The sequence below is a fragment of the Microbacterium sp. LMI1-1-1.1 genome (genome assembly GCF_040815675.1).
Classification (GTDB): domain Bacteria; phylum Actinomycetota; class Actinomycetes; order Actinomycetales; family Microbacteriaceae; genus Microbacterium.
This window is the reverse complement of the sequence record NZ_JBFPNN010000007.1, coordinates 603,212-618,268: the sequence shown is the minus strand read 5'-3', so window position 1 is coordinate 618,268 and position 15,057 is coordinate 603,212. Positions and strand designations below refer to the sequence as shown.

At 73.3% G+C, this 15,057-nt stretch carries 17 protein-coding genes; 9 read left to right on the top strand and 8 right to left on the bottom strand.

What is annotated here, in order from left to right; all coding sequences use genetic code 11:
- Nucleotides 1-16 precede the first annotated feature (16 nt).
- The 3 genes from MRBLMI1_RS08745 to MRBLMI1_RS08735 are packed head-to-tail and all read right to left on the bottom strand — an operon-like array spanning nt 17 to nt 1,810.
- Nucleotides 17-481: an SIP domain-containing protein gene (locus tag MRBLMI1_RS08745; RefSeq protein WP_367729968.1), complete on the bottom strand. Its 465-nt coding sequence runs from the start codon at nt 479-481 to the stop codon at nt 17-19.
- 34 nt (nt 482-515) lie between these two features.
- Nucleotides 516-1,262: a tyrosine-protein phosphatase gene (locus MRBLMI1_RS08740; protein WP_367729966.1), complete on the bottom strand. Its 747-nt coding sequence runs from the start codon at nt 1,260-1,262 to the stop codon at nt 516-518.
- Nucleotides 1,259-1,810 (bottom strand): carboxymuconolactone decarboxylase family protein, encoded by a 552-nt coding sequence (locus tag MRBLMI1_RS08735; protein WP_367729964.1) that lies wholly within the window; start codon nt 1,808-1,810, stop codon nt 1,259-1,261. Before MRBLMI1_RS08735 ends, MRBLMI1_RS08740 begins: the two co-directional genes overlap by 4 nt.
- A 150-nt stretch (nt 1,811-1,960) precedes the next feature.
- On the opposite strand from MRBLMI1_RS08735, the gene MRBLMI1_RS08730 reads away from it, so the two are divergent.
- The 8 genes from MRBLMI1_RS08730 (at nt 1,961) to MRBLMI1_RS08695 (ending at nt 9,660) form a co-directional block, all read left to right on the top strand.
- A complete protein-coding gene (locus tag MRBLMI1_RS08730; RefSeq protein WP_367729962.1) occupies nt 1,961-2,881 on the top strand; it encodes an alpha/beta fold hydrolase in 921 nt (306 codons plus the stop codon).
- Between the two features lie 146 nt (nt 2,882-3,027).
- The gene (locus MRBLMI1_RS08725) at nt 3,028-4,542 is read left to right on the top strand and encodes an ABC transporter substrate-binding protein (protein WP_367729959.1); all 1,515 of its coding nucleotides are present in this window, start codon (nt 3,028-3,030) and stop codon (nt 4,540-4,542) included.
- Nucleotides 4,539-5,489 carry an ABC transporter permease gene (locus MRBLMI1_RS08720; protein WP_367729958.1) on the top strand — a complete coding sequence of 317 codons (951 nt, stop codon included), beginning with the start codon at nt 4,539-4,541 and terminating at the stop codon, nt 5,487-5,489. The genes MRBLMI1_RS08725 and MRBLMI1_RS08720 overlap by 4 nt, the downstream gene beginning before the upstream one ends.
- A 62-nt stretch (nt 5,490-5,551) precedes the next feature.
- Complete coding sequence (locus MRBLMI1_RS08715; RefSeq protein WP_367730930.1) at nt 5,552-6,457, top strand: ABC transporter permease; 906 nt, start codon at nt 5,552-5,554, stop codon at nt 6,455-6,457.
- Nucleotides 6,454-7,323, top strand: a complete 870-nt coding sequence (locus MRBLMI1_RS08710) for an ABC transporter ATP-binding protein (RefSeq protein WP_367729957.1) — start codon at nt 6,454-6,456, stop codon at nt 7,321-7,323. Before MRBLMI1_RS08715 ends, MRBLMI1_RS08710 begins: the two co-directional genes overlap by 4 nt.
- Nucleotides 7,320-8,111 carry an ABC transporter ATP-binding protein gene (locus MRBLMI1_RS08705; RefSeq protein WP_367729956.1) on the top strand — a complete coding sequence of 264 codons (792 nt, stop codon included), beginning with the start codon at nt 7,320-7,322 and terminating at the stop codon, nt 8,109-8,111. Before MRBLMI1_RS08710 ends, MRBLMI1_RS08705 begins: the two co-directional genes overlap by 4 nt.
- Nucleotides 8,112-8,306: 195 nt before the next feature.
- A complete protein-coding gene (locus MRBLMI1_RS08700) occupies nt 8,307-9,365 on the top strand; it encodes a M4 family metallopeptidase (RefSeq protein ID WP_367729955.1) in 1,059 nt (352 codons plus the stop codon).
- Nucleotides 9,352-9,660, top strand: coding sequence for a protealysin inhibitor emfourin (locus MRBLMI1_RS08695; RefSeq protein WP_367729954.1), 309 nt, complete (start codon nt 9,352-9,354; stop codon nt 9,658-9,660). The genes MRBLMI1_RS08700 and MRBLMI1_RS08695 overlap by 14 nt, the downstream gene beginning before the upstream one ends.
- A gap of 145 nt (nt 9,661-9,805) precedes the next feature.
- On the opposite strand, the gene MRBLMI1_RS08690 is transcribed toward MRBLMI1_RS08695, so the two are convergent.
- From MRBLMI1_RS08690 to MRBLMI1_RS08675, 4 genes are read right to left on the bottom strand one after another with little or no spacing between them, the layout of a single operon-like run.
- On the bottom strand, nt 9,806-10,414 hold the full coding sequence (locus MRBLMI1_RS08690) for a GNAT family N-acetyltransferase (RefSeq protein WP_367729953.1): 609 nt from the start codon (nt 10,412-10,414) through the stop codon (nt 9,806-9,808).
- A gap of 26 nt (nt 10,415-10,440) precedes the next feature.
- On the bottom strand, nt 10,441-11,127 hold the full coding sequence (locus MRBLMI1_RS08685; RefSeq protein ID WP_367729952.1) for a uracil-DNA glycosylase: 687 nt from the start codon (nt 11,125-11,127) through the stop codon (nt 10,441-10,443).
- Nucleotides 11,128-11,170: 43 nt separating this feature from the next.
- Nucleotides 11,171-11,665 carry a phosphoribosyltransferase gene (locus MRBLMI1_RS08680; protein ID WP_367729951.1) on the bottom strand — a complete coding sequence of 165 codons (495 nt, stop codon included), beginning with the start codon at nt 11,663-11,665 and terminating at the stop codon, nt 11,171-11,173.
- Between the two features lie 43 nt (nt 11,666-11,708).
- Nucleotides 11,709-12,479, bottom strand: coding sequence for an SDR family oxidoreductase (locus MRBLMI1_RS08675; protein ID WP_367729950.1), 771 nt, complete (start codon nt 12,477-12,479; stop codon nt 11,709-11,711).
- A 146-nt stretch (nt 12,480-12,625) separates the two neighbouring features.
- Between MRBLMI1_RS08675 and MRBLMI1_RS08670 the strand changes: the two genes are divergently transcribed.
- A complete protein-coding gene (locus MRBLMI1_RS08670) occupies nt 12,626-13,948 on the top strand; it encodes a bifunctional o-acetylhomoserine/o-acetylserine sulfhydrylase (protein ID WP_367729949.1) in 1,323 nt (440 codons plus the stop codon).
- Nucleotides 13,949-14,122: 174 nt separating this feature from the next.
- On the opposite strand, the gene MRBLMI1_RS08665 is transcribed toward MRBLMI1_RS08670, so the two are convergent.
- Nucleotides 14,123-14,833, bottom strand: coding sequence for an SDR family NAD(P)-dependent oxidoreductase (locus MRBLMI1_RS08665; protein WP_367729948.1), 711 nt, complete (start codon nt 14,831-14,833; stop codon nt 14,123-14,125).
- Nucleotides 14,834-15,057 lie beyond the last annotated feature (224 nt).

Here is a 15,057-nt window from a genome sequence, read left to right as displayed (position 1 = left end):
GGGAGCGGGCCGGCGGTCAGCGGGAGGTGGCCAGACCGAACCGCGCCGGCGTGTGGATCGCCGTGGCGTCCACGCCGTGGCGGTGGGTCAGGTCGTCGACGATCTCGGCCGTGCCGAGGTAGGCGCCGAGGAGGAAGACGCGCGTCGCATCGTCGTCGCAGCACAGCATCTCGCCGGCCCACCCGGAGACGGCCCGCACGACGGCCTGGCCGGGGGCGCAGGTCGCTCCGGTCCCGGGCGCTCCGCCGCGGCGCGAACGGTCGAGCCAGCTGACCGTCATGCGCGGAGGCGCGGTGACGACACCGATCCAGGTGGCATCCGGAACCTCGATGAACACCCGGCCGGTCGAGCAGATCGGCAGCGTAGCGAGCAGCGCGTCGAGCTCGGCGAGAGAAGTCTCGTCGGCGGTCACGAGGTGCTGGACACGGGTGTGCCGCGACGCACGGCAGGCGGCGTCGTTGTGCTCGGTGGGGGGAACCATGATGCGACCATCATACCCCCGATGAAGGGTTGCCTTACCTGTGTTCCGGCTCGGAAACCGGCGGTCCTCCGTCGACCAGGACCGCACGGAGGGCGGCGAGCTCGGCGTCCGTCATCCCGTGGGCGCGGAGATACCCGGCCGGCGAGCCGTAGGCGCGGTCGAGGCGGTCGAGGAGGGCCCGCATGACCGGGGCGGGCGAGCGGTTGGCGAGGTCCTCGGCGTGCACGTTGTCGGGGTACACCGCCCGGATGCTCTTCAGCACGTGCGCGTTGCGCTCCGGCGACAGCATCGACTCCGTGCGGGCGTAGTCCGCGATGACCGCCTCGCGGTCGACCCCCGCCGCGGCGAGCGCGAGGGCGACGGTGACTCCCGTCCGGTCCTTGCCGACCGTGCAGTGGACGAGCACCGGCTGCTGCGCGGCGATGGCGCGGACGGCCTCGACGACGCGGTCGGCGGACTCCTCGACGATCGCGGAGTAGAGATCCTCGAGGCTGAGGTCGCGCGCGAAGAAGGAGGCGACGGACCCGAGGAAGAGCGGCACGCGCTGCACCTCGCAGGCGAGGTCGTCGAGGCGGCTCGGCGAGCGGGCGACCTCGGCGTCGTCGCGCAGGTCGACGATCCTCCGGATGCCGAGGCTCCGCATCGTCGCGACGCCGTCGTCGTCGAGGCCCACCAGGTTGCCGGAGCGGAAGAGGACGCCCGGGCGGGTGCGCCCCTCCCCCGCGGGCAGGCCGCCGACGTCGCGGAAGTTGGTGGCCCCGGAGACGAGGGATGCCGTCACGTCGCGGCCCCGTCATGGGCGTGCGGCGTGCGCGGGGCGGTGGTCGCCGGCGGAGGCGTGCCGCCGACGACGGCGGCCGTGCCGCCGGAGCGAGGCGGCACCGGGTAGCGGCCGGCGATCGCGACGCGGTTGAACGCGTTGATGGCGACGAGGATCCAGCTGAGCGCGACGTACTCCTCCTCGCTGAGGATGCCGCCGGCGTGGTCGTAGACCTCGTCCGGGAGGCCGTCCTCGTGGATGAAGACGAACGACTCCGTCAGCTCCAGGGCGGCGCGCTCGCGCTCGTCGAAGACGCCGGACTCCCGCCACGTCGCGATCTGCGCGATGACGTCCGCGTCGAGGCCGGCGGCGACGGCCGCCTCCACGTGCACGCGCACGCAGTAGGCGCAGCCGTTGAGCTGCGATGCGTGGATCTGGACGATCTCGCGCAGCCGCGCGTCGATGCCGGCGCGGGCGGCGAGCCCGCCGACCGTGGTGGAGAACGCGCGCAACGCGGCGTACGCCTCGGGGGCCTTCTTCGACAGGTGCACGCGACGTTCCTCGCCCATGGCGACAGCCTAGGCCCGTGCTGCGCCCACACTGACTTGTCGCAGATGTACGTCGCGACTGTGTCCGGGCGTACATCTGCGACAAGTCAGCGCCCCAGGCAGCACTGAGGACCGGTGGCGCCGCGGCGACGGGGGTGGAAGGGTGGGCGGGTGCCCGCCGACGACGAGTTCTCGTTCCTGCCCGCCCAGGCCGCCGCCGCGGCCGCGCCGCTCCCCCGCGTCGAGCGCCGCACCCTGTCGCTCCCCGACGGGCGCGTCCTCAGCGGACTGGCCTGGGGCGACGCCCCGCCCGCGGTGACCCTGCTGCACGGCGCGGGGCTGAACGCGCACACCTGGGACACGACGCTCCTGCATCTCGGCCTCCCCGCCCTCGCGCTCGACCTCCCCGGCCACGGCGACTCGTCCTGGCGCGACGACGCGGCGTACGTCGCGCGCGTCCTGGCCCCGGACGTCGTCGCGGCGCTCGAGGAATGGACCGGCCGGCCGCAGACACTCGTGGGCCACTCGCTCGGCGGGCTCACGGCGGCGGCGGTCGCGGCGGCGCGGCCCGACCTCGTCGAGCGGCTGATCGTCCTGGACATCACCCCCGGCGTGGACCCGAGCGCCGGTCCCGCGCAGATCCGGGCGTTCTTCGCCGGGCCGACCGACTGGGCCTCCCGCGACGAGCTGGTGGAGCGCGCCCTGTCGTTCGGTCTCGGCGGGTCGCGCGCCGCCGCGGAGCGCGGCGTCTTCCTGAACTCCCGGGTGCGCCCGGACGGGCGCGTGGAGTGGAAGCACCACTTCGCCCACCTGGCCGCGGCCGCCGCCGCCGGCGGCTCGGCGGACACCGGGACGCCCGACGCGGTCCGGGCCGTCCTCACGGAGACCGGCTGGGAGGACCTCGCCGCGGTCCGCACGCCCCTCGACCTCGTCCGCGGCGAGCGCGGCTTCGTCACGGCGGCCGACGCGGACGAGCTGCTCCGCCGCCATCCCGGCGCCGACGTGCACGCCCTGCCCACCGGCCACAACCTGCACGAGGAGGATCCGGCGGCCCTCGCCGCGCTCCTCCGCGACATCATCGACGGGCGCTGAGCGGCCGACGTCCGGTGCCCGCGACGGGCCGCTGTCGCCGATCGTCACACGGCATCGAGCGTATGCGGGTGAAAGTAGGCTGTCACCACCCCTGCACGGCATCCCACAGCACCCGGATGCTTCGGCCTGCGAAAGGAACCCCCGCAATGCTGCGCCGCACCGCCCTCGCCACGAGCACCCTCCTCCTCGGAGCGCTCGTGCTGACCTCCTGCACCGGCACCTCGGACGCCCCCACCGCGACCGGCACGCCCGACCCGGACGCGACGCTGACCGTGCGCCTGACGCTCGAGCCCACCAACCTCGACATCCGCCGGACGAACGGCGCCGCGCTCGAGCAGGCCCTCATCGACAACGTGTACCAGGGGCTCGTGACCCGCGAGGGCGCCGAGGACGGCACGGTCTCGATCGCCCCGGCCCTCGCCACCGAGTGGACCGTGTCGGACGACGGCCTCACCTACACCTTCTCCCTCCGCGAGGGCGTCACCTTCCACGACGGCAGCGAGCTGACCGTCGACGACGTCGTGGACTCGCTGCAGAGCACCAAGGACGACGCGACCCTGCAGGGCAGCGCGGACCTCGCCGGCGTCTCGTCGATCACGGCCCCGGACGCGTCGACCGTCGTCGTCACGCTGGCCCAGCCGAACATCGACTTCCTCTTCGCGCTGACCGGCCGCGCCGGTCTCGTCTTCAACGCCGGCGACACGACCGACCTCGCGACCGCCGCGAACGGCACCGGCCCCTTCCGCCTGCAGTCGTGGAACACCGGCGACAGCCTCGTGCTCGAACGCAACGACGACTACTGGGGCGACCCGGCGGGCGTCGCGGAGGTCGTGCTCGACTACATCCCCGATCAGAGCGCCGCGGTGAACGCGGCCGTCAGCGGCGACGTCGACGTCGCGCTGGAGATCGACCCCGAGCTGCAGAGCCAGCTCGAGGGCGGCGACTTCGACCTGCGCACGGGCCTGACCACCGACAAGGGCACCCTGGCGTTCAACAACCAGCGCGCGCCGTTGAACGACGAGCGCGTGCGCGAGGCGCTGCGCCTGGCGATCGATCACGACGACCTCGTCGAGGCCCTCGGCACCGGGGAGACCCTCTACGGTCCGATCCCGCCGCTCGACCCCGGCTACGAGGACCTGTCGGACACGCTGTCGTACGACCCGGACCGCGCACGCGAGCTGCTCGCCGAGGCCGGCGTCTCCGACCTGGACCTGACCCTGACGATCCCCAGCGTCTACGACACGACGCTGCCGACGTTCCTGGTGTCGTCGTTCGCCGACATCGGCGTGACCCTCGAGGTCGATTCCGTCGAGTTCCCCGCCTGGCTGCAGGACGTGTTCCAGAACAAGGACTACGACCTCAGCTTCGTCCGCCACGTGGAGGCGCGCGACTTCGGCAACTGGGCGAACCCGGACTACTACTTCGGCTACGACAACGCCGAGGTCCAGGACCTCTACGCTCGCGCCCTGGCCACCACCGACGAGGACGAGTCCTCCGCACTGCTGTCCGAGGCGGCCCGGATCGTCGCCGACGAGGACGCCGCCGACTGGCTGTTCCTCTCCACGCCGATCGCCGCCGTCGGCACGCACGTCGCGAACTTCCCGCAGAACTCGCTGAACGTGCGGATGCCGCTGGCGGAGACGACGGTCTCGGCGGAGTGATCCGTTACGCGCTGACACGGCTGGGCCTGCTCGTGCTGGGCCTGGCCGTGGCCAGCGTGCTGATCTTCGTCTCGCTGCGCGTGCTGCCGGGCGACGTCGCGCAGCTCATCGCCGGCACGGAGTCCACCCCCGCGCAGGTCGAGGCGCTGCGCGAGAGCCTCGGACTGAACACGCCGCTGCCGGTGCAGTACCTGGACTGGGTGGGGGGCCTCCTGCGCGGCGACCTCGGCACATCGCTGCTCACCGGCGCTCCCGTCGCCGCCGAGCTCGGGGACAAGGCGCAGGTCACCGTCCCGCTGGGGATCATGTCCCTTCTCGTCGCGCTCGTCATCGGGGTGCCCTTCGGAGTGCTCTCGGCGATCCGCCGCGGCCGCGCCGACGGAACGGCCGTCGGCGTCGGGGCGCAGGCGCTCGCGGCCGTCCCGGTGGTGTGGGCGGGGATGATGCTCGTCGTCGTCTTCGCGGTGTGGCTGGGCTGGCTGCCGCCGCAGGGCTTCCCCCGCGCGGGGTGGGCCGACCCGGCCGCTGCGCTGCGCGCGCTCGTGCTGCCGGCCCTCACCATCGGGGTGGTGGAGGGGGCGATGCTGCTGCGCTTCGTCCGCAGCGCGACGCTGCAGGCGATCGGGCAGGACTACGTCCGCACCGCCGCCGCGAAGGGGCTCACACGCACCCGCGCCCTGCTCACCCACGGTCTGCCGAACGTGGGACTGTCGGTGATCACCGTGCTCGGCCTGCAGATCGCCGGGATCGTCGTGGGGGCCGTCGTCATCGAGCAGCTCTTCACGCTCCCGGGCGTCGGACGGATGCTCGTCACCGACGTGGCCACCCGCGACCTGCCCAAGGTCCAGGGCGAGCTGCTCGCCCTCACCGGCTTCGTCCTCGTCGTCGGATTCCTCGTCGACCTGGTCCACCGCCTGATCGACCCGCGGCAACGGGAGGCCTCGTGAGCGCGACCGACCCCCGCCGCGACGAGCGGGCCTCCACGCCCGGCGGCCGTCGGCGTCCCGGCATCCGTCCCGCCCGCCGGAGCGCCGCGCGCGACCGGCGCCGCACCCTGGGCCGCCTGTGGGCGCTCGGCACCGGCCGCTTCGGCATCGCCGTCGTCGCCGTCGTCGTGCTGACCGCGCTCGTGTCGCTGGTCTGGACGCCGTTCGACCCCGCGGCGGTCGACGTGCGGGCGCGGTGGGAGGGTCCGTCGTGGCCGCACCTGCTCGGCACCGAGGACAACGGCCGCGACATCCTCAGCCTCCTCATGGCCGGAGCCCGCACGACCGTGCTGGTCGCGGTCGGCGCGGGCCTCGTCGCCACCGTCGTGGGCCTCGGCCTGGCGGCCCTCGGCGCGCTCACGCCGCGGTGGGTGCGCGAGGGCGTGGCTGTCCTCGTCGACATCCTCATCGCGTTCCCCGTCCTCATCATCGCCATGATGATCTCCGCGGTGTGGGGCGGGTCCCTGTGGGTCGTCGTGTGGTCGGTCGGCATCGGCTTCGGCGTGAACATCGCCCGCGTCACCCGGCCGGAGCTGCGCCGGGTGCTGCACAGCGACTTCGTGCTCGCCGGGCGCGCGAGCGGGCTCACCGGCGCGCAGAACCTGCGGCGTCATCTCCTCCCCAACGTCGCCCCCGTCTTCATCGTGCAGCTGTCGTGGGGCATGGCGGTCGCCGTCCTCGCCGAGGCGGGCCTGTCGTACCTCGGCTTCGGCGCCCCGATCACCCAGCCGTCGTGGGGCGTGCTGCTCAGCGACCTGCAGAGCTACATCGCCGTGCACCCGCTGACGGTCGTCTGGCCCGGCCTGGCGATCACCGTGACGGTGCTGGGGCTCAATCTGCTCGGCGACGCGCTCCGCGAGGCGGGCGACCCGACGCTGACGCCACGGACCCGCGCCGCCCGGACGCCGGTCCCGGAGGTGATCGCGTGAGCCTCGTCGTCCGGGATCTGCGGATCGAGATCGACGGGAGGGCCGTCGTCGACGGCATCTCCTTCGACGTCCCCGACGGCGCCCGCCTGGGCCTGATCGGCGAGTCCGGGTCGGGCAAGTCGCTCACCGCCCTGGCCATCCTCGGACTCCTCCCGGACGGCGCGACCGCGAGCGGGAGCGTCCGCTGGGACGACCGCGAGATCCTCGGCCTCCCGGACCGCGAGCTCGCTCGGCTGCGCGGCGACGACATCGGCATCGTCTTCCAGGACCCGCGCACGGCGATCAACCCCATCCGCACGGTCGGACGCCAGATCGGCGAGGCCGTGCGCATCCACGAGGGCGTCTCCCGTCGCGAGGCGCTCCGCCGGGCCGTCGTCGAGGCGGAGCGGGTCGCCCTGCCCGATCCCGAGCGCATCGTCGCGCGCTATCCGCACCAGCTCTCCGGCGGACAGCGCCAGCGCGTCGCGATCGCGATGGCCCTCGCCTGCCGTCCGCGCCTCCTCATCGCCGACGAGCCGACGACGGCGCTGGACGTCACCATCCAGGCCGGGATCCTCTCGCTCCTGCGATCGCTCGTCGCCGACGCCGGCATGTCGCTCGTGTTCATCACGCACGACCTCGCGGTGCTCGCGCAGGTCGCCACGCACGCCGTCGTCCTCGAGCACGGGCGGGTCGCCGAGCGGGGCACGGTCGCCGAGCTGCTGCGCGCCCCCGCGGCCCCCATCACGCAGGCCCTCGTCCGCGACGCGACCGCGACCCTGTGGCATCCCGAGATCGGACGGAGGGATGCCGCCGCCCCGGGGCCGTCGCCGACCCCGCCCGGCCGCACACCCGACGACGCGACACCGGGGGGCGAGCGCGCATGAGCGACACGATCATCCATGCGCGGGGGCTGTCGCGCTCGTACCCGGCGCCCCGCACCCCCGGACGCGGGCGCGCGGCGCGGACGACCGCCCTGGAGGACGTCGACCTCTCCGTCCTGGCGGGCTCGGCCGTCGGCGTGATCGGCGAGTCGGGGTCGGGCAAATCCACGCTCATCCGTCTGCTGATGGGTCTCGACATCCCCACCGCCGGGACGGTCGAGGTCGACGGGCGGCCGGTGGATGCACGCGGCTCGGCGCGGTCGCTGCACTGGCTGCGGCGGCAGACCGGCATCGTCTTCCAGGACCCCTACGCCTCCCTCGATCCGCGGATGAACGTCGGGCGCATCGTCGGCGAGCCGCTGTGGGCCCTCGACATCGACGGCGACCGGCGCGCCCGCGTCGCCGAGGTGCTGGAACAGGTCGGGCTGGACGCCGACATGGCCGAGCGTTTCCCGCACGAGTTCTCCGGCGGTCAGCGCCAGCGGATCGCCCTCGCGCGCGCCATCGTCCACCGTCCGCGGATCCTCGTCGGGGACGAGCCCCTGTCGGCGCTCGACGTCACCGTCCGCGCGCAGATCCTCCGGCTCCTCGCCCGCCTCCGCGCGGAGGAGCAGCTGACCCTCGTCCTCGTGTCTCACGACATCGGCGTGGTGCAGAACGTGTGCGAGCAGGTGGTCGTCATGAAGGACGGCAAGGTCGTCGAGCAGGGCCCCACCGAGAAGGTGCTGCTGCAGCCGCAGGCGGCGTACACGCGGGCGCTGCTGGCATCCATCCCGACCCTGCCGTCCTAGGGCCTCGGGCCGGGATGCCGTGAGGCGGGGCCGTCTGCTCCCGGGACATGCGCCGCGGCCGGGACAGGCGGATCCGGGGTGTCGGCGCCTGTCGCGGGTTCGTCGCCTGCCCCGGATGCGCGGCATCCCGAGCGCAGGAGCGACGGCGGGGGCAAGTGGTCCGGGAATGTCGGGAGCGGGCGCTACTCTCGCCGCATGGCAGCCGGAATCGTCCCCCCGTTCCTCCTCGACCGCATCGCCTCGACCGACGACCCGCGTCTCGCACGCGCGGCCGCGGCGGCCCGAAAGACCCTCGCGATGCCGCGTCCGCCGCGGCCCGCGCGGACGCGGCTGCGCCTGTCCATCGACGAAGGCGCGCTCGTCGCGGAGGCCGTCCCCGCCCCCGACCGCATCATCTCCGACGCGCAGAACGCGGAGCTGCTGCCCGGTCGCCGCGTGCGCAGCGAGGACGAGCCCGCCACGGGGGATGCGGCGGTCGACGAGGCCTACGACGGCCTGGGCGCGACCTACGACTTCTTCTGGGACGCGTTCGCGCGCGACGGGATCGACGGCGCCGGCGGCTCGCTGCTGGCGACCGTGCACTTCGGCGACGACTACGACAACGCCTTCTGGAACGGCGAGCGCATGGTGTTCGGCGACGGCGACGGGGAGGTCTTCGTCGGGTTCACCCGGTCGCTGAGCGTCATCGCGCACGAGCTCGCGCACGGTGTGACCGAGGCCGCCGGTGGACTCGAGTACCAGGGGCAGTCCGGCGCGCTCAACGAGTCGCTGTCCGACGTGTTCGGGGTGCTCGCCGAGCAGCACCACCTCGGGGAGCGCGCCGACGAGGCGACCTGGCTCGTCGGCGCCGGCATCTTCGCCGACGCGGTCGAGGGGGTCGCGCTCCGATCCGTGAGCGACCCGGGCACCGCCTACGACGACGACGTGCTCGGGCGCGACCCCCAGCCGGGGCACATGCGGGACTACGTCGACACGCAGGACGACAACGGCGGGGTGCATATCAACTCCGGCATCCCGAACCGGGCGTTCTTCCTCGTCGCCTCGGCGCTGGGCGGCTTCGCCTGGGAGCGGGCCGGGCTCATCTGGTACCGCACACTGACCTCCGGCACCCTGTCGGTGACCGCGGACTTCTCCGCCTTCGCGACCGCCACCCTCGCCGCCGCGGCGGCAGAGTACGGTGAGGAGTCGGAGGAGGTCGCCGCCGTCCGCGCCGCATGGGCAGGAGTCGGCGTCGAGGAGGATGACGCAGCCTGACCAGGACACCGCGCCGCGGCTGATCATCGTCGTCGCCCGCTCGGGCGGTCTGGCGGGCCTGACGCGCGAGTGGCGCGCCGAGGCGGACCCGGAGCGCGAGCCGAGGTGGCGGGAGCTCGTGGAGAGCTGCCCGTGGGACGCGACTCCCCCGCCCGCCCGCGGCGCCGACCGGTTCCACTGGCGCATCGAGGTCCGCGCCGACGCGGCGACCCTGCACGAGGCGCGGCTCGGCGACACGCAGGTGTCCGGCCCCTGGCGCACCCTCGTCGACGAGGTCCGCAGCGCCGCCGCCTGACTCCTGCCCGCGCGCGCCTCCCCCGTCGAGATCACGTGATCTCGTCGAGGTCACGCGCTCCGGCGCGCACGAACGTGTCGTCTCGGCGAGATCACGTGATCTCGCGGCCGCCGCCGCGCGCCCGTCCACGGGCGGGAGCGGCGGGTCAGCGGAAGAGGCCGCGCCGCTTCTTCTTCGGGATGCTCAGCTGCAGGTAGATCACGCCGAGCCAGCGCCCGAACTTGAACCCGACGCGGCCCATGCGCCCGACCTCGGTGAAGCCGAGCTTCTCGTGCAGGGCGATCGAGGCGTCGGCGCCTTTGTCGCTGATGGCGGCCACCATCTCGCGGATGCCCTTCTCGGCACAGGCCTCGATCAGCGCTTCGAGCAGGGCGCGTCCGAGCCCCTTTCCGGCGGCGGCCTGCCCGAGGTAGATCGAGTTCTCGACCGTGTACCGGTAGGCGGACTTGGACTGCCACGGCTGCACGAGCGCATAGCCCAGCAGCTGACCGCTCGGCGACTGCGCGACGAGGAAGGGCAGCCCGAGCTTCTCGATCAGGGCGAACTTGTCGCGCCACTGACCGATCGACCACGCCTTCTCGTCGAACGTCACGACCGAGTTGCGGACGTAGTAGTTGTAGATCTCGCGGATGTCGGGGATGTCCCCCGCGGTCGCCGGACGGATCTCGTACGAGAACGGCGCCTCCGGTGCCGGCTGGCGCCGCAGATGCGCCGGCAGGCGGCGGCGGCTCTTCTCGTACTCCTCTTCCAGCACGCCCGCCAGCCTACGGCCGCGGTGTGTCAGGCAGGTAACCGCCAGTCCACGGGCTCCGCACGCTGCTCCTCCAGCAGGGCGTTGACCCGGGAGAACGGGCGCGAGCCGAAGAAGCCGCGGCTCGCCGACAGCGGCGAGGGATGCGCGGACGACACGACGGCCGTCTCCCCGAGGAGCGGGGTGAGGCCGGCGGCATCCCTCCCCCAGAGCACCGCCACCAGCGGCTTGTCGCGCTCGACGAGACTGCGGATGGCGCGCTCGGTCACCCGTTCCCACCCCCACCCCCGGTGGGATGCCGGCTGCCCCGGCGCCACGGTGAGCACCCTGTTCAGCAGCATGACCCCCTGGGCGCCCCACGCGGAGAGGTCGCCATGGGGGGCGGGGGCGATGTCGAGGTCGTCCGACAGCTCGCGGTAGATGTTCGCGAGGCTCCGCGGGAGGGGACGCACGTGCGGGTCCACTGCGAAGGACAGCCCGATCGGGTGGCCGGGCGTCGGGTACGGGTCCTGTCCGACGATGAGCACGCGCACCTCGTCGCGCGGGACGCGGAACGCCCGCAGCACGAGGTCGCCCGCGGGGAGGTACGGGGCGCCCTCCGCGCGGAGGCGCTCCCCGATGGCCGCGATGTCCGCCGCGACCGGTGCGAGCGGCTCGACCCAGGACGGGTCGATGAGGCCCGCGTCGGCGAGCTCGGGGAGGGTCTTGGCGGTCACGCGGCGAGGCCCGACCGCACGACGACGCTCGAGGCGCCCGCCGTCACGCGGCGTCCTCCTCGCTGACCGACCCCTGGAACGACCAGGGGAAGTCGATCCACAGCGAGGTGTCCTTCCATGCGTAATCCGGGGTGATGATCGTCGAGGGCTTGGTGTAGATGACCGCGGACCGCGCCTCCGCGCCGTGCCGGGCCAGCAGTTTCACGGCGAGGTCGAGCGTCCGTCCGCTGTCCGCCACGTCGTCCACGAGCAGGACCCGCCGGCCGGTCAGGTACGACAGGTCCAGCTCCGGGGGCAGCACCTCCGGAGCGTCCAGCACCGTGCCGACGCCGGTGTAGAACTCGACGTTCAACGCACCGCAGTTCTTCACGCCGAGGCCGTAGGCGATGGCGCCGCCCGGCAGCAGTCCGCCACGCGCGATCGCGACCACGACCTCGGGGTGGAAGCCGTCGGCGACGATGTCGCGCGAGATCGCGCGGGTGGCCTCCCCGAAGTCGTCCGAGGTCAGCCGCTCGCGCTCGTCCGTCGTCTCCGCCACGCGGGTCCCCTCTCGTCGTGGTCCCACCCTACGGGCGGTCGTCTCAGCGGGTCTTCAGCGGTCCGCGTGCGAGCAGGTGCTGGGCGGACTGCGCAACCGGCCGCACCGTCACGAGGTCGAGGTTCACGTGACCCGGCGCGTCGAGGGCGTAGGCGATGACGTCCGCGACGTCCTCCGCCACCAGCGGCGCCTCGACGCCCTCGTAGAGCGCGTCGGCCCCGGCCTGGTCGCCCCCGAGGCGGTTGAGGGTGAACTCCTCGGTGCGGACCATGCCCGGCGCGATCTCGATCACGCGGATCGGCTCGCCGTTCAGCTCCTGCCGGAGCGCGTGCACCAGCATCGCCTCCCCCGCCTTCGCGGCGTTGTACCCGCCGCCGCCGGGGTACGCCACGCGCGCCGCGGTCGAGGTCACGAAGAGCGCGTCCGCGTGACCGGCGCGGTCGGCGGCGCTCCGCAGGAGCGGGAGGAGGGATGCTACGAGCCGCTGCCCCGAGAGGACGTTCGCCTCGAACATCCAGCGCCAGTCGTCCGGGTCGCCGTCCTCCACGCGGTCGGTGCCGCGGGCTCCGCCGGCGACGTGCACGAGCGCGTCGACGCCGCCGGTCTCCTCCACCCACGCGGCGAGCGCGGCGATCGCGTCGCCGTCGGTGAGGTCGGCGACGTGCGCGACGACCCCGGTCTCCGCCTCGAGCGCGGCGAGGCGATCGGCGCGGCGGGCGACGCCCACGACGTCCCATCCGCGTGAGCGGAGGTGGCGGGCGGTGGCCTCGCCGATCCCCGAGCTGGCCCCGGTCACTACTGCACGTCGCGTCATGGCATCCACGCTACTGTCCCGCCCGGGCGTCCCGGCACGGGGCAGGTTACGGCGCGTGTCCGACCGGTTGTCCCGGGCGAGGGCGCTGCCTACGCTCGCAGGAGGCCGCGGCATCCGTCGGGCCCCACGCGACTTCAGGAGTAGCCATGTCCGCACCCGAGAACTGGCGTTTCGAGACCAAGCAGATCCACACGGGCGCCCAGCCCGACCCGGTGACCAAGGCCCGCGCCACGCCGATCTACCAGACCACCTCGTACGTGTTCGACAACGCCGACCACGCCGCGAACCTGTTCGCGCTGGCGGAGTTCGGCAACATCTACACCCGTATCCAGAACCCCACGCAGGACGTCGTCGAGCAGCGCATCGCCGCGCTGGAGGGCGGCACCGGTGCGCTTCTGGTGGCCAGCGGACAGGCGGCGGAGACCTTCGCCGTCCTGAACATCGCCCAGGCAGGCGACCACATCGTCTCGTCGAGCTCGATCTACGGCGGCACGTACAACCTCTTCAAGTACACGCTGGCCAAGCTCGGCATCGAGACGACCTTCGTCGAGAACCAGGACGACCCCGAGGCCTGGCGCGCGGCCGTCCGTCCGAACACCAAGCTCTTCTTCGCCGAGACCATCGGCAACCCGAAGATCAACGTCCTCGACATCCGCTCGGTCGCCGACGTCGCCCACGAGGCCGGCGTGCCGCTCATCGTCGACAACACGATCGCGACGCCCTACCTCATCCGCCCGTTCGAGCACGGCGCCGACATCGTCGTCCACTCCGCGACCAAGTTCCTCGGCGGACACGGCACGGTCATCGGCGGCACCATCGTCGACGGCGGCACGTTCCCGTGGTCGGAGCACGCCGACCGCTACCCCGGCCTGACCACCCCGGACCCGTCGTACCACGGCGCCGTCTACACGCAGGCGGTCGGCGACGGCCTGGCCTACATCATCAAGGCGCGCGTGCAGCTGCTGCGCGACCTGGGCGCGTCCATCGCCCCGCAGAGCGCGTGGCAGCTGATCCAGGGCATCGAGACGCTGTCGCTGCGCATCGAGCGCCACGTGCAGAACGCGCAGGAGATCGCCGAGTGGCTCGAGGGCCACCCCGACGTCGCGAGCGTCAACTACTCGGGTCTGCCGTCGTCGCCCTGGTACGCCGCCGCGAACAACTACGCCCCGAAGGGCGTCGGAGCGGTGCTGTCCTTCGAGCTCAAGGGCGGCGTCGAGGCGGGGCGCGAGTTCGTCAACTCGCTCGTCCTGTTCAGCCACCTCGCGAACATCGGCGACGTCCGCTCGCTCGTCATCCACCCGGCATCCACGACGCACTCGCAGCTGACGCCCGAGCAGCAGCTGACCGCGGGCGTCACCCCGGGGCTGGTGCGCCTGTCGGTCGGACTCGAGAACATCGCCGACCTGAAGGCCGACCTCGACCAGGCCCTCGCCGCCGCGCGTCGTCTCTCCGAGGCCGCCCGCGTCTGAGGCCGTTCGCGAGGACGCCCCGGCCCGTCAGGGTCGGGGCGTCCGCGTCTCCCCCGCAGAATCGGAGCGGGGCGCCGGAATCGGAGGATCCGGCGCCCACGGTCCGATTCCGGCGCGCGACTCCGACTCCGCGGCGGTCGGAGACGAATGGATGCCACCGGGGTGGCATCCATCTCAGATCTTCTGTCGTGGACGCAGGCTGCCCAGCCCGCCGTCCACGCCGAGCACCTGACCCGTGACCCAGACGTTCTCGGGGTCGAGCAGGAACTGCACCGCGCGGGCGATGTCGTCCGGCTCGCCGAGGCGGCCCGTCGGGTGCATCGCCTCGGACACCTTGCGCGACATGTCGGACGAGGTGAGCTTCGCGGTCAGCCGCGTCTGCACGAGCCCGGGCGCGACGGCGTTGACCCGTAGCCCGTGCGCGGCGTAGCTGGCCGCCGACGACAGCGTCAGGCCGATCACGCCGGACTTCGCCGCGGCGATCGCGTCGTGGTTCGGCAGTCCGGCCAGGGCGGCGGCGGACGACACGAGCACCACGGACCCGCCGTCGCGCAGGTGCGCCCCGGCCGCGCGCACCGCGGCGAACGCGGTCGTCAGCGACGCGGTCACGATCCCGTCGTACTGCTCGCGCGAGGTGAGGTGCGCGGGCTTGAGCAGCATGGACCCGGCGAAGACCGCCAGCCCGTCCAGGTGCCCCGCCCGTTCGACCGCCTCGCCGACGACGCGGTCCACGGCGTCGAAGTCGGCGGCATCCAGAGGGAAGTCCGGCTCGATGACCGAGGAGTCGCGAGCCGTCGTGAGGACGCGGTGCCCCGCGTCGGTGAGTCGTCGTGCCGTCGCCCCGCCGATGTCGCTCGAGGCTGCGATGAGGAGGTAGTTCGCCATGCCGTGATTGTGCGCGACGGCGCCACTCACGATCGGGGGCTGGACAGGCGCCCGCGGGCGGCCCTCCCGTCTGCAGGACCGGTGGGCTGGACGGGAGCTCGCGGGCGGCCCGCCCGCCGGTCAGCAGGACCGGCGGGGCTGGACGCGCCTCGCGTGGCCCGTGCGCCGCCCGCGCCCGCCTCCGTCCTGCAGATGTGCGGGTCGACGCCCCCGCGCTCCCGGCG